Source organism: Acidovorax sp. 59, from assembly GCF_002754175.1.
GTDB classification, from domain to species: Bacteria; Pseudomonadota; Gammaproteobacteria; order Burkholderiales; family Burkholderiaceae_C; genus Acidovorax; species Acidovorax delafieldii.
This window is the reverse complement of the sequence record NZ_PEET01000001.1, coordinates 3,585,213-3,604,184: the sequence shown is the minus strand read 5'-3', so window position 1 is coordinate 3,604,184 and position 18,972 is coordinate 3,585,213. Positions and strand designations below refer to the sequence as shown.

The 18,972-nt window shown below is 56.1% G+C and carries 13 protein-coding genes; 12 read left to right on the top strand and 1 reads right to left on the bottom strand.

The window, feature by feature from the left end; all coding sequences use genetic code 11:
* Nucleotides 1-41: 41 nt before the first annotated feature.
* Nucleotides 42-2,435 carry a penicillin-binding protein 1A gene (locus tag CLU87_RS16445; protein ID WP_099731127.1) on the bottom strand — a complete coding sequence of 798 codons (2,394 nt, stop codon included), beginning with the start codon at nt 2,433-2,435 and terminating at the stop codon, nt 42-44.
* A 267-nt stretch (nt 2,436-2,702) separates the two neighbouring features.
* On the opposite strand from CLU87_RS16445, the gene CLU87_RS16440 reads away from it, so the two are divergent.
* The 12 genes from CLU87_RS16440 (at nt 2,703) to CLU87_RS16390 (ending at nt 18,940) form a co-directional block, all read left to right on the top strand.
* Complete coding sequence (locus CLU87_RS16440) at nt 2,703-3,782, top strand: pilus assembly protein PilM (protein ID WP_015012658.1); 1,080 nt, start codon at nt 2,703-2,705, stop codon at nt 3,780-3,782.
* Complete coding sequence (locus CLU87_RS16435) at nt 3,779-4,399, top strand: PilN domain-containing protein (RefSeq protein WP_099731126.1); 621 nt, start codon at nt 3,779-3,781, stop codon at nt 4,397-4,399. The genes CLU87_RS16440 and CLU87_RS16435 overlap by 4 nt, the downstream gene beginning before the upstream one ends.
* Nucleotide 4,400: 1 nt before the next feature.
* Nucleotides 4,401-5,063 carry a type 4a pilus biogenesis protein PilO gene (locus CLU87_RS16430; RefSeq protein WP_099731125.1) on the top strand — a complete coding sequence of 221 codons (663 nt, stop codon included), beginning with the start codon at nt 4,401-4,403 and terminating at the stop codon, nt 5,061-5,063.
* Nucleotides 5,063-5,605 carry a pilus assembly protein PilP gene (locus CLU87_RS16425; RefSeq protein ID WP_099731124.1) on the top strand — a complete coding sequence of 181 codons (543 nt, stop codon included), beginning with the start codon at nt 5,063-5,065 and terminating at the stop codon, nt 5,603-5,605. The genes CLU87_RS16430 and CLU87_RS16425 overlap by 1 nt, the downstream gene beginning before the upstream one ends.
* Nucleotides 5,602-7,737 carry a type IV pilus secretin PilQ gene (gene pilQ / locus CLU87_RS16420; protein WP_099731123.1) on the top strand — a complete coding sequence of 712 codons (2,136 nt, stop codon included), beginning with the start codon at nt 5,602-5,604 and terminating at the stop codon, nt 7,735-7,737. Before CLU87_RS16425 ends, pilQ begins: the two co-directional genes overlap by 4 nt.
* 20 nt (nt 7,738-7,757) lie before the next feature.
* Nucleotides 7,758-8,894, top strand: coding sequence for a hypothetical protein (locus CLU87_RS23170; RefSeq protein ID WP_143227285.1), 1,137 nt, complete (start codon nt 7,758-7,760; stop codon nt 8,892-8,894).
* A gap of 84 nt (nt 8,895-8,978) precedes the next feature.
* Nucleotides 8,979-10,070: a 3-dehydroquinate synthase gene (gene aroB, locus CLU87_RS16415; protein WP_099731122.1), complete on the top strand. Its 1,092-nt coding sequence runs from the start codon at nt 8,979-8,981 to the stop codon at nt 10,068-10,070.
* A gap of 67 nt (nt 10,071-10,137) precedes the next feature.
* Complete coding sequence (locus tag CLU87_RS16410) at nt 10,138-11,313, top strand: deoxyguanosinetriphosphate triphosphohydrolase (RefSeq protein ID WP_233193879.1); 1,176 nt, start codon at nt 10,138-10,140, stop codon at nt 11,311-11,313.
* A 272-nt stretch (nt 11,314-11,585) separates the two neighbouring features.
* Nucleotides 11,586-12,248 carry a DUF1415 domain-containing protein gene (locus CLU87_RS16405; RefSeq protein WP_099731121.1) on the top strand — a complete coding sequence of 221 codons (663 nt, stop codon included), beginning with the start codon at nt 11,586-11,588 and terminating at the stop codon, nt 12,246-12,248.
* Complete coding sequence (locus tag CLU87_RS16400) at nt 12,245-13,180, top strand: SAM-dependent methyltransferase (protein WP_233193803.1); 936 nt, start codon at nt 12,245-12,247, stop codon at nt 13,178-13,180. The genes CLU87_RS16405 and CLU87_RS16400 overlap by 4 nt, the downstream gene beginning before the upstream one ends.
* A gap of 148 nt (nt 13,181-13,328) precedes the next feature.
* A complete protein-coding gene (locus CLU87_RS16395) occupies nt 13,329-14,045 on the top strand; it encodes a transposase (RefSeq protein WP_099731120.1) in 717 nt (238 codons plus the stop codon).
* 161 nt (nt 14,046-14,206) lie between these two features.
* Entirely contained in the window at nt 14,207-18,940 is a 4,734-nt protein-coding gene (locus CLU87_RS16390) for a glutamate synthase-related protein (RefSeq protein WP_099731119.1), read from the top strand.
* The last annotated feature ends 32 nt before the right edge of the window (nt 18,941-18,972 follow it).

Sequence of the window (18,972 nt, the reverse complement as noted above, 5' to 3'; positions counted from 1 at the left end):
GCCCACCCAGTTGAGGAGGGGCGCTGCGGATTATGCGGCGCTCAGTTTCGGAACAAGTCCAGGATGCGGCTGCGCTCTTCAGAAGGCGGAGGTGCTTGGGGCGTTACTGCGGGAGACGCGGACCGGTCGTCCACCCCCACGCTCGAAACACCCGCATTGCGTGCGTACTCCTCGTAGAACCACTCACCGCCCACATTCACGACACCGGGTGGCACTGTAGGCTCCATCACTGGCACGCCCTTCAGCGCACGCTCCATGAAGCTGATCCACACGGGCAGGCTGAGCCCGCCACCGGTTTCCCGGCTGCCCAGATTGCGTGGCGTGTCATATCCAATCCAAGTGACAGCCGCAATGGTGGGCTGGAACCCTGCGAACCACGCGTCCACCGAATCGTTGGTAGTGCCGGTTTTGCCATAAAGATCGGGGCGCTTGAGAGTGGCCTGGGCCCGCGCTGCAGTGCCGGTGCGGGTCACCTCCTGCAACAGACTGCTCATCACAAAGGCATTGCGTGCGTCGATGGCCCGGGGCTGCTCGTTGAGCGCTGGTGGCGTGATTTCTGAAATCACTCGCCCCTTGTGGTCAGTCACCTTGGCAATCAGCCAAGGATTGACGCGGTAGCCCCCGTTGGCAAACACGGAATAAGCGGATGCCATTTGCAGGGGCGTGACCGAGCCCGCGCCAAGCGCCATGGTCAGGTAGGCCGGGTGCTTTTCTGGGTCGAATCCAAATCGTCCCACCCATTCCTGCGCGGTTTTGGGTCCTACGGCTTGCAGGATCCGGATGGAGATCATGTTTTTGGACTTCGCCAAGCCCGTGCGCATACTCATGGGGCCGTCGTACTTGCCGTCGTAGTTCTTGGGTTCCCAAGGCTGACCGCCGGTGATACCCGCATCAAAGAACAGCGGAGCATCGTTGATAACGGTGGCAGGCGTGAAGCCCTTTTCAAGCGCTGCTGAATAGATGAACGGCTTGAAGCTCGAACCAGGCTGGCGCCATGCCTGCGCTGCATGGTTGAACTTGTTCTTGTCAAAGTCGAATCCACCCACCAATGCCCGGATGGAGCCATTGCGGGGGTCAAGGGCTACAAAAGCCCCCTCCACTTCGGGCAGCTGTGTAATCTCCCATGCGCCCTTTGGTGTCTTGACCACTCGGATGACAGCGCCGCGCCGGATCTTGATATTGGGCGGCGCCTTGTCGCTGAGCCCCGACTGCGCTGGTTTGAGTCCATCGCCGGTGATCTCCAGTGAGTCCCCATTGGCTCGTGCGGCCAGGATGCGTTTGGTGGATGCTTCCAGCACCACAGCGGAGAGTACGTCTCCGTTGTCTGGGTGGTTGGCAAGGGCGTCATCAATGGCGTCCTCCACTTCCTGGGCTGCTGTGGGCAACGCGACGAACTTCTCTGGTCCCCGATACTGCTGGCGCCGCTCGTAGTCCATGATCCCGCGCCGCAGGGCCACATAGGCGGCCTCTTGCTCCGCTGCATTGAGGGTGGTGTACACGTTGAGGCCGCGTGTGTAGGCCTCGTTGCCGTACTGGGCGAAGATTAGCTGGCGGGTCATTTCGGCAACGTATTCCGCGTGGATGCGCGTGTTGTCGGGCCCCGTACGGATTTTCAACTCTTCCTTCTTGGCTTGCTCTGCTTGTTGCGCAGTGATGAAGCCGTTCTCTTCCATCCGTTCGATGATGTACTGCTGTCGAGCGCGGGCACGTTTGGGATTGCTGATGGGGTTGTAGGCAGATGGTGCCTTGGGCAAGCCCGCAAGCATTGCTGCTTCTGCAATGGAAACGGATTTCAGCGGTTTTCCAAAATAAGCCTCGGAGGCTGCCGCAAATCCATACGCACGATTGCCAAGGAAAATCTGATTCATGTAAATCTCAAGAATCTGATCCTTGGTCAGCAAATGCTCCAATTTGAAAGTTAGTAAGATTTCGTAAATTTTGCGAGTAAATGTTTTTTCTGAGGACAGATAAACATTTCGCGCAACCTGCATGGTGATCGTCGAGGCGCCCTGGCTTTTCACACGGCCCAGATTGGCGAGGCCCGCACGCAGCACGCCTTTGTAGTCCACACCACCGTGCTGGAAGAAGCGAGAGTCTTCGATCGCCAGCACTGCGTCTTTCATGACCTGCGGAATCTCGTCGATGGGCGTGAGGTTGCGACGCTCTTCTCCAAACTCGCCCAGTAAGGCCCCTTCCGCAGAGTACACCCGCAGCGGCAATTTGGGGCGGTAGTCCGCCAAGTCAGAGATGTCCGGCAGGTTGGGGTAGGCCACCGACAGAGCCACAGCGATTGTGAGCGCCAGGCCCACGGCCGCAGCCGCCGCCAGTCCAGTGATCCACAGAGCGATGCGAACCAACCAGCGAAGCCAACTGGGACGGGTGCGAGCAGGAGAGGAGTCCGACTTGTCGGAGGACTTCGAGGGGGAGGGCGGCATATCGCTCCGATGGGGTAAGACCACCCATTATAAAAATGTCCACCGCTGGGGCTGGAAATCCGATTTCGTACTTGGCAAGGTGTCGCTGAAAGGCTTCCCGTAGTAGCCAAGCGGTATTGCAGTGCTCTGAAATTTCGTCTGCTTTTGGCAACGCTCTTCGGGCGTTACAGGGGGAAAAATCTTTGCCGGAGAACTATCTTACTGATAGCATTCATGTGAAGTGTTAAGTTTTGTTGCCTCATTTTGGCAAGTTACAGGGGACCAATCTTGATCTCAATGGGGTCTTTGTTCAATCGCCAGTCTGCTCCGCTGCTGGGAATCGACATCAGCTCCTCCAGTGTCAAGCTGGTGGAGTTAGGGCGCGATAAGGCAGGTAGTCTGGTCCTAGAGCGTTGCGCGATCGAGCCGCTGGAGCGAGGCTGGATCACCGATGGCAACATCGAAAAATTTGACGAAGTGGCCGACGCATTGCGTCGATTGGTCAAGAAGAGCGGCACTCGAACCAAAAACGTGGCACTGGCATTGCCCCCCTCCGCTGTGATCACCAAGAAGATTACGCTGCCGGGTGGAATGACGGAGCAGGAGCTTGAGGTTCAGGTCGAATCCGAAGCCAACCAGTACATCCCGTTTTCGCTCGACGAGGTGAGCTTGGATTTTTGCGTTATTGGTCCGAGTAAAAACGCGCCCGGGGACGTTGACGTTCTGATTGCTGCCTCCCGGCGCGAAAAAGTCCAGGACCGACAGGGCTTGGCGGAGGCTGCTGGGTTGAAGCCCGTGGTGGTCGATATTGAATCCCATGCATCACGACTGGCTGCAGGGCGTCTCATTGAAGCGCTGCCGAATAAAGGCGTTGATGCGATGGTGGCGCTTTTCGAGGTTGGAGCCTTGACGACCAGTATGCAGGTGATTCGGAACGAAGAGGTTCTGTACGACCGCGACCAAGCCTTCGGCGGCGCCCAGCTGACCCAACTGATTGTTAGGCAATATGGTTTCTCTGTGGAAGAAGCCGAGAGTAAAAAGCGCAGCGGTGATTTGCCGGAAGACTATCAATCAGCGGTCCTTCGTCCTTTTGTCGACAGCATGGCCCAAGAGATTGGCCGAGCCCTCCAATTCTTCTTCACCAGCACGCCCCACAACCGTGTGGACCACATCATGCTGGCTGGCGGCTCGGCCCCATTACCAGGGCTTACCGAGGCGGTCACCCAGCAGACCGGTTTTGCGTGCAGTGCTGTCAATCCTTTTGATGGCATGGAAATCGGAAGTTCCGTGCGACTGAAAAAAATGGTGCGTGAAGCGCCGTCTTACCTGACCTCTTGCGGTCTCGCTATGCGGAGGTTTCTGCAGTGATTCTTATCAATTTGTTACCTCACCGTGAGGAAGCGCGCAAGCGTCGCAAGGAGGCATTCCAAGCGACGATGTTTGCGTCTTTCCTGCTGGGTCTTGCGATTGCTGGGGCCATTTATTGGTGGTTCCAGATTATGATCACGGATCAGCAGAACAAGAATGCCTTTCTCCAGCAGGAGATTAAGGTCTTGGAGGGGCAGATCAAAGAAATAGCATCCATTGAAGATGAAATTGCTTCTCTGCGTGCGCGCCAGAAGGCCGTAGAAGATCTACAGTCTGACAGAAACCTTCCCGTTCACTTGCTTACCGAGTTGGTCAAGCAGCTCCCTGACGGGGTGTATGTCACGGCAATTAGGCAAGCTGGGCAAACGATTACGATGCAAGGGATGGCTCAATCCAACGAACGCGTTTCTGAGTTATTGCGTAATTTAGCAAGCAATACGCCGTGGTTGGCGAAGCCAGAATTGGTGGAAATTACTGCAAGCACTGTAGCGCTAACCTCGCGAGATCAACGCCGAGTTTCTTCCTTCAACTTGAGGTTCCAATTGGTGCGCGCTAGCGACGCCCAAAAATCGATAGCGGCAGCGAATGTTGCAGCTTCTTCGCCTGGAGGTAAGTGACATGGCGAAAACAAAAGAAAAAAAGATAAATTTCGCTGAATGGACTGAGTCCGTTCAGCGGCAGTTCAGGAACTTGGATTCCAGAGATCCGTCAGTTTGGCCAGTTCTGCCGAAGGCAATTCTCTGCGTCTTTATTGCAGGCGCCGTCGCTGCAGGGTTGTGGTTTGCATTTTTGCAGGATTATGAGGTGCAGTTGGACAGCGAGCGGAACAAAGAACTTGCGCTTCGAACAGATTACCAAAAGAAGCTGGTGAAAGCCGTCAGTCTGGATGCGTTAAAGAAGCAGCGTGAACAGATTCAGCAGTACGTTCTACAGTTGGAAAAGCAACTCCCCAGTAAGGCTGAGATGGCTGCACTGCTATCGGATATCAATCAATCTGGTTTGGGACGCAGTCTACAGTTTGAGCTTTTTCGGCCAGGTCAAGTGGTTGCTAAAGATTACTATGCTGAATTGCCCATTTCCATTCGTGTGACGGGGAAATATCATGATATCGGCGCATTCGCTTCAGATGTTGCGCACTTGTCTCGTATTGTCACGCTGAATAACATGACCATTACTCCTGGAGCTCGTGATGGTTTAACTATGGACGCGACTGCACGCACTTTTAGATATTTAGATCCAGAGGAGATCCAGGCGCAGAAGAAAGCCGGGGGGGCTAAGTAATGAGAACTTATGCTGGGCTATTTCTTGTTGGTGGCGCCTTGATTCTTGCCGGCTGCACTCCATCGGGTGAGGATGAGTTAAGGGTATGGATAGCTGAGCAACGGGCGAGCACAAAGCCGAGTGTTCAGCCTTTGACTGAGCCGAAAAAATTTATTCCAGAATCTTACACTCAAGACGGTGCGGTAGAACCATTCAATCAAATCAAACTGACGCAGGCTTTGAAGCGCGATTCAAATCAAGTGGCGTCAAATGTTGCTCTAATTGCGCCGGAAATGGCCCGTCGCAAAGAGCCATTGGAGGCTTTCCCATTAGATTCGATGGCAATGGTTGGGAGCTTAAACAAATCTGGTGCCCCCACAGCGCTGGTTAAAGTTGATAATTTAATTTACCAAATAAAAATTGGAAATTATCTTGGTCAAAATTATGGAAAAGTAACTCGGATTACTGAGAGTTCCATTCAGCTGCGTGAAATAGCGCAGGACGCAACTGGTGATTGGATAGAGCGTTCAGCTTCGCTTGATCTGCAAGAGGGTAAAAAATGAAACAAAATAGTGGCAATTTTTTTTATTACTGCCGTAGCGCTGCAGTTGGTGTTTCAGCTATTTTTATATCTCTTGGGGCGGTTGCGCAAGGAGCTATCAGTTCAATCTCTGCAAGCGTTCAAGCGGGGGCTGAGACATTAAAAATTGATTTTACGGAGCCGGTTGCAAACATTCCGACGGGCTTTGCGACACAGTCTCCTGCCAGAATTGCTTTGGATTTTCAGGGTGTTGGCAATGCTTCGGGGAAATCAGTTTTCGAAGTTAATCTTGGTAATCTGAAATCTGTTAACGTCGTTCAGGCGGGTGAGCGGGCTCGAGTCGTTTTAAATTTAAAATCCCCTGCGGGTTACAGAACAGAGCTCCAAGGTAAATCACTCTTTCTATCGTTGGAGCCCGGGGCGGGCATGTCATCGGCTGCTCCGAATTCTGCAGTCGCCTTTTCTGAAGGTCAAAACAGAGATGTGCTACCGCTGAAGGACGTTGATTTCCGCCGTGGTTCCGATGGTTCGGGGAGAGTGATTGTTAATTTAACAAGCAATCAAGTAGGCGTTGATCTGCAACAGCAGGCTAAGGGCATTGTTGTCGAGTTCATGCGGTCTTCTTTGCCAGAAGGATTACGCCGCCGACTGGACGTTACGGATTTCGGTACGCCAGTGCAGACAGTAACTACAATGCAGTCTGGTGAGCGGGTACGTATGTTGATTGAGTCCAATGGTGATTGGGAGCATAGCGCTTATCAGACGGATAATCAATTTGTGATAGAAATACGCCAGAAGAAAGTCGATCTTAGCAAGTTAACCCAAGGTCCGGGATACTCTGGTGAAAAATTGTCTTTAAATTTCCAAAATATTGAAGTCCGATCCTTATTGCAAGTCATTGCGGATTTCACTAATTTTAATATAGTTACTTCTGATACGGTAACGGGTGCTTTGACTTTACGACTTAAGGATGTTCCTTGGGACCAGGCTCTCCAGATTATCATGGATGCCAAGGGCCTTGGCATGCGCAAGACAGGTTCTGTGCTTTGGATTGCTCCGAAAGATGAGATTGATGCTCGGACCAAAAAGGACTTCGAAGCCGCCCAGGCTATCCAGAAGCTAGAGCCCTTGAAAACTCAGGCCTATCAACTTAACTATGCTAAAGCTGCAGATATCCTTGCGCAGCTAACGACCAGTGCTAGTTCATCGGGTGGGGTTAATACTCGATTTCTCTCGGAGCGAGGAAGTGCCATCTCTGAGCCCAGAACCAACCAGCTGTTTGTCACTGACACTCCTAGCAAATTGGAGGAGGTTCGCTTATTGCTGGCGAGTTTAGATGTTGCCGTGCGTCAGGTGCTTATCGAAGCGCGGATTGTTGAAGCAAGAGATACCTTTGGCCGCTCCCTCGGGGTTCGCCTGGGGGCAACCGACTTGCGCGCCAATCGCGGTGGTGACGGTGGTTACGGACTCGGTGGTGATAATCGCGTTGCTTTCGGTACGTCCTATAATAATGCTGTTGCATCTAGTGGTGCTGGTGGAACTACCAACACCAGCGGTAATTTCGTTAATTTGCCAGCTAGCTTATCCAGTGTGACTAGTGTTGGTAGTTTTGCACTTTCAATTTTTAATTCGGCAGCAAATCGATTTTTAACCTTGGAACTGTCTGCCATGGAAGCAGATGGAAAAGGTCGTATTGTTTCAAGCCCTCGTATTATTACTGCAGATCAAACAAAGGCATTGATTGAGCAAGGTACCGAATATCCCTATGCTGTGACTGCACCCAATGGGGCCACCACTCTTGCTTTCAAGAAGGCTGTACTTAAGCTGGAGGTTACCCCTCAGATCACTCCAGAAGGAAATATTATTCTAGATCTGGATGTGAATAAAGACAGTCGAGGTGAGACTACTACGCAAGGCGTGGCGATTGATACCAAACACGTAAAAACTCAGATTTTAATTGAGAATGGCGGGACCGTTGTAATTGGTGGCATTTTTGAAATGGAAGAAACCAATCAAGAAAATAAGATACCCGTTTTGGGTGATGTCCCTGTTGTTGGAAATCTTTTTAAAAGCAGAACAAAAGAGTCTACAAAACGCGAGATGCTGGTTTTTATTACGCCAAAGGTGATTTCTGATAATGGGCCTAGGAAATAGTTTATAACTCTTTGATTAATATGAAAAATATTTTAAAGACTTTACTGATAGTAGCTGCAATCACACTGGTTGTCGCGTGCGGTGGCGGTGGTGGTGGCGGTGGGACCCCAAACGGACCTTCTGCAACTTTGAGGGTTTATCCTCCTGTAGACACGATTAGTCTGCCCGTGGGCGCAAGCGGGTCTACTGGTATTGAAGTGCGTGGAGGCAAAGGGCCTTATGGTGTTATCAGCTCCGATGCTTCTGTGAGTGCCATGTTGTCTGCAGATGGGGTCTTGTTCATCTCTGGAAATAGAGATGGCACTTCTACACTAACCGTGTACGACGAGAGCCTGCCTGTTCAACAGGTGAAGATTACTGTGACTGCAAAAGCAGTTCCCTTAGTTAGTAACGTTGGCTCCTCGATTACATTGCAGCCAAACCAGTCTGTTCAGTTCAACGTTCGGGGTGGTGTTGCACCATATTCTGTAAATAGCTCGGACACCAGTGTGGTCAGCTCGTCCATTTCAGGCTCCACTGTGACTCTGCTGGGCATGCCAAAATCCGGCTCTGCGATTATTCTAGTCACTGACGCGCTTGGTGCTACTTTAAGTGTGACGGCTACCGTTCAGATTGGATCGTTGAATGCATCTCCTGCATCCATAACGGGCCCCGCGGGTACTGCAAACGTAGTAGCAATCAGCGGTGGTGTAGCTCCTTACACCGTCAGCTCTACGAATACTACTGTGGCTACGGCAACACTGTCTGGCTCATCTGTTAATGTAGCGCTGGTCTCTCAGGGAGCTTCATCTATAAAAATCACGGATGCTGCAAATACTTCTTTGCTGGTTTCCGTCACGGTTACCAGTGATGCATTACAAGTTTCGCCGGCGAGCCAGATAGTGGATGAAAAGAGCGCAACTTCCACCACTTTGACGTATTTGATTGCGGGTGGTACTCCTCCCTACACTCCGCTGGTAAGTCCAGCGGACAGGGATTATTTCACAGTGCTTTCGATTGCGAACTCCACTCTCACCGCTACGCTTCCTGATTCAACGACTGGGCCAAGATGCGTTGCTGCTGACAAGGTTATTCCAATCGACATTTATGATTCGAAACTTGTCAAACAGACTGTTTCCGTGACCATCAAGGATGGCGGTGCTGTGGTATGCCCATAACGAGGTAAGGTGCCAAACTAAAAAGGCCAATTTCTAATTGGCCTTTTTCATTGGAAGTTTTAAATTATTCGACATATTTTGCAAATGAGTCTTGTAAAAATAGATTTAGGTGATAGGGCATATCAGATTGAAATTGGTAATGATGTTGATATAGTGCAGTCTCTTGCTTCTGCCAATATATGCGCTAGAGTAGCAGTTGTTGTTACAAATGTGATTGTCGCTAAGTTGCATCTAGATCGGGTGGTCGCGGTATTGAGTGAAGTATTTAATAAGGTTCACGTTATTGAGTTGCCCGATGGTGAATCATTTAAAAACTGGGATTCACTCAACAAAATATTCGACTCACTTTTATTATGGGAGTGTGATCGAAAGACCATAATGTTTGCTTTGGGTGGCGGTGTGATTGGTGACTTGACAGGTTTTGCTGCAGCGACTTATATGCGTGGTGTGCCCTTTGTTCAACTTCCAACGACCTTGCTCGCTCAGGTTGATTCTTCAGTGGGAGGGAAGACCGCCATCAATCACCCATTGGGAAAAAATATGATTGGGGCTTTCTATCAGCCGCAATTGGTCGTCTGCGATTTGAATACGTTGAGCACCTTGCCCGCTCGGGAGCTCAGTGCTGGTCTCGCTGAGGTGATCAAATATGGCCCTATTGCAGATGCCGGGTTCATGGAGTGGTTGGAGTGCAACTTGGATTCGGTTCTGTCGAAAGAGCCTAGTGCGCTCGCTTATGTGGTAGAGCGGAGCTGTGAAATCAAAGCGTGGGTGGTAAGCCAGGATGAGAAAGAGTCAGGCCTGCGCGCTATCTTGAATTTCGGTCACACCTTTGGTCATGCCATCGAGGCCGGCATGGGATACGGGAAGTGGCTGCACGGCGAGGGTGTTGCGGCAGGTATGGTGATGGCGGCCGAGCTTTCTAGACGATTGGGCTTGATAGATGCTGATTTTGTCCAGCGATTGACTAAGCTGATTCGACGTGCTGGGTTGCCGATCAAAGGGGCTGTTATCGACGCGAATGACAATGCGGGCCGCTACTTAGAATTGATGCGGTTGGATAAAAAGGCCGAGTCAGGAGAGATCCGTTTTGTGTTGATTGACGGCCTTGGTAAGGCGACAGTGCGAGTTGCGCCAGACACTCTAGTGCGTGAGGTCATCGACGCTTGCTGCAAATAAATGTCCGTCGCAGATTCAATGCTCCTGGTGCCGTGGCGCTTGCACCACCCGACACGTGAGCCCGGTCGTGAGTAAGGGGGGCGAACTGTTGTCATGTGCGTCCTATCCAGTTCATAGCCGAGGACGGCGTCACTCAGAGGCGCCTCCGCCTACCCGAACCGAATACCAGCGCGACCGCGACCGAATCGTCCATTCCACGGCATTCCGACGGCTTGTCTACAAGACACAAGTCTTCCTCAACCACGAGGGGGATCTATTTCGTACCCGGCTAACTCATTCGTTAGAAGTCGCGCAACTCGGGCGATCCATCGCACGGTCGCTACAGATTAACGAAGACTTGGTTGAGGCCATCTCGTTAGCCCACGACTTGGGACATACCCCGTTCGGGCATGCAGGGCAGGACGCCTTGAATGGCTGCATGGCCGACTTTGGAGGCTTTGAACACAACTTGCAGAGCTTGCGAGTGGTGGACAAGCTGGAAGAACGATACCCGTTGTATGACGGACTCAATCTCACATTCGAGACCCGAGAGGGGATTCTTAAACACTGCTCGCGTACTCATGCTTTGCAGTTGGAGAGTGAGGAGCCCAATGGTGTCGGTGCCCGCTTCCTGCGCAATCAGCGGCCGAGCCTGGAGGCGCAGTTGTGCAACTTGGCTGATGAGATTGCGTACAACGCGCACGATATCGATGACGGCGTGCGCTCGGGGTTGATTACCCTATCGCAGCTGCAAGAAGTGCCCTTGTTTGATGCGTACCGTTCGGCAGCTCAGATGGAGCATCCCGACCTCTCCACCCCATCAATGCAGCGCCGCTTGTTGTACGAGGCGATACGGAGGATGCTCAGTGCGCAGGTGTACGACGTCATTGACACCACAAAAGCCGCGCTGCACGAGCATGCACCAGCCCATCCCGATGAGGTGCGGAAGCTCCCAGTTCTGGTGAGCTTCAGTGGTGAGATGCGCGAGCGCTCTACCGTACTCAAGCGGTTCCTCTTCAAGCATCTGTACCGGCATCCCCGGGTCATGGAGACTACGGGCCACGCTCAGGAAATCGTACGAGAGTTGTTCGAGGCATACATGGCTCAGCCTCAAGAAATGAAAGCAGCGTTTGCCGCGCGGGCCTTGGAGGGTGATAGGCATGAACGAGCGCGGACGGTTGCTGACTTTATTGCTGGGATGACGGACCGCTTTGCGGTGCGGGAGCATGAGCGCCTTACAGGGCGCCGACTGCTGCAGGAATAGCGCCCGGTTCCGGGGCGTGGCGAGATGCGTTGCTTTTGGGGTGGCTCGTCGCTGTGTAGCGCGACTTCAGGCTGAGGTAGGTGTGGCCGCCTGAAGCATGTTTGCTGTGTGTGCTTGCGCATCTATTCTTTTTCTCCGCTGCCCTCCTGCCGATGTGAGCGTGCACTGGGGAGTCCATGAGGCTTCCAGATTGGACCGCCGCTATCGCTAGATCTGCCAACAACTCACACCGATAAAATCCCACCCCTATCCCTGCGCTTCTGCGCGCACCCATGACATCTTCCTCCACCAACGCCGCTAAGGCGCTCCCCCATTTTGTATCCACTGATACCTACGTCCAGGACACTGTCCGGTGGTTGGAGCGGGCCGTCATTGGATTGAATCTCTGTCCATTTGCTAAGTCGGTGCATGTCAAAGGGCAAATTCACTACGTGGTGAGCTTGGCCACGACCGGGGAGGATGTGCTGGGGGTGTTGCGCGAAGAACTCCAGGCGCTCGCAAACACACCCGCAGAAGTCAGGGACACCACCTTGCTGGTGATGCCGCATTGCCAGCAGGATTTCCTGGATTTCAATGACTTTCTTGGTGACGTGGAGGACATGGTGCACGTTCTCGGGTTGGAGGGCACGCTGCAGGTCGCAAGCTTTCACCCGCAGTTTCAGTTCGCCGGCACCGACGCGGACGACGTGACCAATTGCACCAATCGCGCTCCATACCCCACGCTGCATTTGTTGCGCGAGGCCAGCATCGATCGGGCGGTGTCGGTCTTTCCCGAGGCGGAAACCATCTTTGAGCGCAACATGGAAGTACTTGAAGAGATGGGCATGGCCCGTTGGCTGGCGCTGGACGTGGGCCCTCATGACAAAGGCGGTGCGAACATGGCCGCCACTGCCGCCAGCGATGACAATCCGCTAGCACAAGGCCCCGGTTTATGAATAAAAAGAACCCATCTGCAGTGACGACCGACAAGCGAATTCGCGATGCGGGAAAATCCAAGAACGAGAGTGCTGAGCTGCAGGAACTGCGCCCTGGCCAATCGGTAGAGCTGCTCAAGGAGCTGCACATCCTCACCCGGGATGGCCGTCTCAATCAGGACTCACGCCGCAAGCTCAAGCAGGTGTACCACCTGTTCAACTTCATCGAGCCCCTGCTCACGGAACTGTCCGCCCAAGGCAGTGGGCCCACGTTGGCGGACCACGGCGCGGGCAAGTCCTATCTGGGTTTCATCCTGTACGACCTGTATTTCAAGGCGCTGGGCCGCGGGCATATCTACGGGGTGGAGACCCGGGCGGAACTGGTAGAGAAGTCGCGGGCGCTCGCGCAGCGGCTTCATTTTGAGCGGATGTCGTTTCTCAATCTATCCGTGGCCGAGTCTGCGGATGCCCGTGAGTTGCCCGACCAGATCGATGTGGTCACCGCCTTGCATGCTTGCGACACCGCCACTGACGACGCGATTGCCTTCGGGCTGCAAAAAAAGGCCCGGGCCATGGTTCTGGTGCCCTGTTGCCAAGCGGAGATGGCAGCCTGCCTGCGCCAAGGCAAGGCCTTGCAGTTGGCGCGCACGCCCCTGGCGGAACTGTGGCGTCACCCCTTGCACACCCGCGAACTCGGCAGCCAGGTGACCAATGTGCTGCGCTGCCTGTACCTAGAGGCCAATGGCTACCAGGTCACTGTGACCGAGCTGGTGGGATGGGAGCACAGCATGAAGAACGAACTCATCATCGCGCGCTACACCGGACAGAAAAAACGCAGCGCGGCCGAGCGGTTGCGGGCGCTTCTCGGCGAATTTGGCCTGGAGCACGCCATGGGGGCGCGGTTTGGCATCGGTGTGGTGGCAGACCAAGTGGAGAACTTGGCTACGCATTGACGCGTGCCCAAAAGGCGCGCAAGGGCAGGCCAGAATCAAGCACGCGCCTCGCTATCTTCGTGGCGGATGATGGGCGTTGCCAGCTTGCATCGATGAGAAATAGGGGACAGGTCTATGATTGTGACTCCCATATTCCTGATCAAGACCCATGGCCCGTTTGCCACGCCTGACCCTGCCGGGTCATTTGCACCACGTCATCCTGCGGGGCAACAACCGCCAGCCGATCTTCCACGGAGTGGAAGATTTCGACGCGCTGCTGGCGCTGTTGATGGACAACGCGCAGAAATATGCCGTGGCCGTCCATGCCTATGTGCTGATGGACAACCACTTTCACCTGCTGGTTACGCCAGCCTCACAAGACGGACTGCCCCAGATGATGCAGGCGGTGGGGCGCCGGTATGTGCAGTACTTCAACCGCCGACATGCCCGCACTGGTACTTTGTGGGAGGGGCGCTACCGTTCCACGGTATTGCAGCCGGAACGGTATTTGCTGGCGTGCATGGTGTACCTGGACCTCAACCCCGTACGGGCCGGATTGGTGCAGCAGCCCGCTGACTACGCCTGGTCCAGCCATGCACACTGGTTGGGCTTGCGCAACGACCGGTGGTTGACGCCCCATGCGCTGTATTGGGCTTTGGGCAACACCCCGTTTGCGCGCGAGGCCGCCTATGCCGCACTGGTGCAGGCGGGCCTGGGGGCGTCGGTGCAAACGGCGTTGACCGACTCGGCACTCAGCGGGTGGGCTTTGGGCGACACCGAGTTTCTTGCGGGCCTGCAACAGCAGACCCCGCGCCGCGTGACTCGGGGAATGCCTGGCAGGCCTCGAATGGCAAAAAATCATGCGAAAACCGACGAGGGCGCTTGAAATCATTGGCCTCATTGCTATTGATTTTAATATGTCCCCAATAATATGCTTATCTGATTTGTGGTTTGCTTAATAGGAATCTGACCCTAATTAAACTGCTTGCCAAAATATGCTGCAATGCACTAACCTCGGCTCCCCTGCGAAAAATATAGGAGTGCGCCATGACCACGGCTGCCGAGATCCAGCATCTGCAACAACACGGTTTGTATTCATCGGGTAACGAACACGACGCCTGCGGCCTCGGGTTTGTGGCCCACATCAAGGGCATCAAGCGCCACGACATCGTGACGCAGGCTCTGAAGATTCTGGAAAACATTGACCACCGTGGCGCGGTGGGTGCTGACCCGCTGATGGGCGACGGCGCCGGCATCCTGATCCAGATCCCTGACGCGCTGTACCGCGAAGAAATGGCCAAGCAAGGCGTGACCTTGCCCGCGGCTGGAGAATACGGTGTGGGCATGATCTTCCTGCCCAAGGAGCATGCCTCGCGTCTGGCTTGCGAGCAGGAGATGGAGCGCGCCATCAAGGCCGAAGGCCAGGTACTACTGGGCTGGCGCGATGTGCCGGTGAATGTGGACATGCCCATGTCCCCCACCGTGCGCAAGAAGGAGCCCATCCTGCGTCAGGTGTTCATCGGCCGTGGCAACGACGTGATCGTGCAGGACGCGCTGGAGCGCAAGCTGTACGTGATCCGCAAGACGGCCAGCGCCAACATCCAGGCCCTCAAACTCAAGCACAGCAAAGAGTATTACGTGCCCAGCATGTCCAGTCGCACCGTGGTCTACAAGGGCCTGCTGCTGGCCGACCAGGTGGGCGTGTACTACAAGGACCTGTCGGACGAGCGCTGCATCTCGGCCATCGGCCTGGTGCACCAGCGTTTCTCCACCAACACCTTCCCCGAGTGGCCGCTGGCCCACCCATACCGCTACGTGGCGCACAACGGTGAAATCAACACCGTCAAGGGCAACTACAACTGGATGAAGGCCCGCGAAGGCGTGATGGCCTCGCCCGTGCTGGCTGCTGACCTGCAAAAGCTCTACCCCATCAGCTTTGCCGACCAGTCCGACACCGCTACGTTCGACAACTGCCTGGAACTGCTGACCATGGCGGGCTACCCCATCAGCCAGGCCGTGATGATGATGATCCCCGAGCCCTGGGAGCAGCACACCACCATGGACGAGCGCCGCCGCGCCTTCTATGAATACCACGCCGCCATGCTGGAGCCCTGGGACGGTCCGGCCTCCATCGTGTTCACAGACGGCCGCCAGATCGGCGCCACGCTGGACCGCAACGGCCTGCGCCCCTCGCGTTACTGCATCACCGACGACGATCTGGTCATCATGGGCTCCGAGTCAGGCGTGCTGCCTGTGCCCGAGAACAAGATCGTGCGCAAGTGGCGCCTGCAGCCCGGCAAGATGTTCCTGATCGACCTGGAACAAGGCCGCATGATCGACGACGACGAGCTCAAGGCCAACATCGTCAACACCAAGCCCTACAAGCAGTGGATCGAAAACCTGCGGATCAAGCTGGACAGCATCGAGACGGGCGAAGCCGCCGCGGTCCCTGCAGCTGCCGGCCTGCCGTTGCTGGATCGCCAGCAGGCCTTTGGTTACACCCAGGAAGACATCAAGTTCCTGATGGCGCCCATGGCCAAAAACGGCGAAGAAGGCATCGGCTCCATGGGCAACGACAGCCCGCTGGCCGTGCTGTCGGGCAAGAACAAGCCGCTGTACAACTACTTCAAGCAGCTGTTCGCCCAGGTGACCAACCCGCCGATCGACCCGATCCGCGAGGCCATCGTGATGTCGCTGAACAGCTTCATCGGCCCCAAGCCCAACCTGCTGGACATCAACCAGGTCAACCCACCGATGCGGCTCGAAGTGAGCCAGCCAGTGCTCGACTTTGCCGACATGGCCAAGCTGCGCGACATCGAGAAGTACACGCAAGGCAAGTTCAAGAGCGCGACCATCGACATCACCTACCCGTTGAGCTGGGGCCGTGAGGGCGTGGAAGCCAAGCTGGCCTCGCTGTGCGCGCAGGCCGTGGATGCCATCAAGGGCGGTGCCAACATCCTCATCATCAGCGACCGCGCCGTGAGCGCCACGCAGGTGGCCATCCCCGCGCTGCTGGCGCTGTCGGCCATCCATCAGCACCTGGTGGGCGCAGGTCTGCGCACCACGGCCGGCCTAGTGGTCGAAACGGGTACCGCGCGCGAGGTGCACCACTTCGCCGTGCTGGCGGGCTACGGCGCCGAGGCTGTGCACCCCTACCTGGCCATGGAAACCCTGGCCGAAATGCACAAGGACCTGGGCGGCGACCTGTCGGTCGACAAGGCCATCTACAACTACGTCAAGGCCATCGGCAAGGGCCTGTCCAAGATCATGTCCAAGATGGGCGTGAGCACCTACATGAGCTACTGCGGCGCCCAGCTGTTCGAGGCCATCGGCCTGAACACGGAAACCGTGGGCAAGTACTTCACCGGCACCGCCAGCCGTGTGGAAGGCATCGGCGTGTTCGAGATCGCCGAAGAAGCCATCCGCATGCACAAGGCCGCGTTTGGCGACGACCCCGTGCTCGAAACCATGCTGGACGCCGGTGGCGAGTACGCCTGGCGCGCCCGTGGTGAAGACCACATGTGGACACCTGACGCGATTGCCAAGCTGCAGCACAGCACGCGCGCCAACAACTGGAACACGTACAAGGAATACGCCCAGATCATCAACGACCAGAGCAAGCGCCACATGACGCTGCGCGGCCTGTTCGAGTTCAAGATCGATCCGTCCAAGGCGATCTCGATTGATGAGGTCGAACCTGCCAAGGAAATCGTCAAGCGTTTCGCCACGGGCGCCATGTCGCTGGGCTCCATCTCCACCGAGGCGCACGCCACACTGGCGGTGGCCATGAACCGCATTGGCGGCAAGAGCAACACCGGTGAAGGTGGCGAGGACGCGGCACGCTACCGCAACGAACTCAAGGGCATCCCGATCAAGAAGGGCGACACCCTGAAGAGCGTGATCGGCGCCGAGAACGTCGAGGTCGATCTGCCCCTGCAGGACGGCGATTCGCTGCGCAGCCGCATCAAGCAGGTGGCGTCGGGCCGCTTCGGCGTGACGGCGGAGTACCTGTCGTCCGCCGATCAGATCCAGATCAAGATGGCCCAGGGGGCCAAGCCCGGCGAGGGCGGTCAACTGCCTGGCGGAAAGGTGTCCAACTACATCGGCAAGCTGCGCCACAGCGTGCCGGGTGTGGGCCTGATTTCGCCCCCGCCGCACCACGACATCTACTCCATCGAGGACTTGGCCCAGCTGATCCACGATCTGAAGAATGTCGCACCGCACGCAGGCATCAGCGTCAAGCTGGTCTCCGAAGTGGGCGTGGGCACCATCGCCGCAGGCGTGGCCAAGTGCAAGAGCGACCACGTGGTGATCGCAGGGCATGACGGCGGCACGGGCGCTTCGCCCTGGTCGTCCATCAAGCACGCGGGCGGTCCGTGGGAAATCGGCCTGGCCGAAACCCAGCAGACGCTGGTGTTGAACCGCCTGCGCGGCCGCATCCGTGTGCAGGCCGACGGCCAGATGAAGACCGGCCGCGACGTCGCCATCGGCGCATTGCTGGGTGCTGACGAGTTCGGCTTTGCCACGGCACCGCTGGTGGTGGAAGGCTGCATCATGATGCGCAAGTGCCACCTGAACACCTGCCCCGTGGGCGTGGCCACGCAGGACCCGGAGCTGCGCAAGAAGTTCTCTGGCAAGCCAGAGCATGTGGTGAACTACTTCTTCTTCATCGCCGAAGAAGTGCGTCAGATCATGGCCCAGCTGGGCATCCGCAAGTTTGACGACCTGATCGGCCGCACCGACCTGCTCGATATGCGCCAGGGCCTGGAACACTGGAAGGCACGCGGCCTGGACTTCAGCCGCCTGTTTGCCCAGCCGAACGTGCCCGCCGATGTGCCCCGCTTCCACGTGGACGTGCAGGATCACAACATCGAGCACACACTGGACCGCAAGCTCATCGAGCGCAGCAAGCCTGCCATCGAAAAGGGTGAGCGCGTGCAGTTCATCGAGGTGGCGCGCAACGTGAACCGTTCGGTCGGTGCGATGCTGTCCGGGGCGGTCACCCGTGTGCACCCCGAAGGCTTGCCTGACGACACCATCCGCATCCAGCTGGAAGGCACTGGCGGCCAGTCGTTCGGCGCGTTCCTCACCCGCGGTATCACGCTGTACCTGATCGGCGACGCCAACGACTACACGGGCAAGGGCCTGTCGGGTGGCCGTGTCATCGTGCGCCCCAGCATCGACTTCCGGGGCGAGGCGGTGCGCAACACCATTGTGGGCAACACCGTGATGTACGGCGCTACCACCGGTGAGGCTTTCTTCAGCGGCGTTGCCGGTGAACGCTTTGCGGTGCGTCTGTCGGGTGCCACGGCCGTCGTCGAAGGTACGGGCGACCATGGCTGCGAGTACATGACTGGCGGTACGGTGGTGGTGCTCGGCAAGACCGGCCGCAACTTTGCAGCAGGCATGAGCGGCGGCGTAGCGTATGTGTACGACGAAGACGGACAGTTCGACACACGCTGCAACCTGTCGATGGTGACGCTGGAGCGCATCCTGCCCGCCACCGAGCAGGAAGCTACGGTCCCCCGCTCGATCTGGCACAACGGCCAGACGGACGAGGCCCAGCTCAAGAAGCTGCTGGAAGACCACAACCGCTGGACGGGCAGCAAGCGCGCGCGCGAGCTGCTGGACAACTGGGCCGCATCGCGCAGCAAGTTCGTCAAGGTCTTCCCGACCGAGTACAAGCGTGCGTTGGCTGAAATTTATGAACGAAAAGTGCTGGAGGAGTCCGCTACACCAGCGGTAGCTGCTACCAAAAAAGAAGTGGCCCCCGCCAAGTAAGGCGTCGCCACACCCTTCGCACAGCATTCATA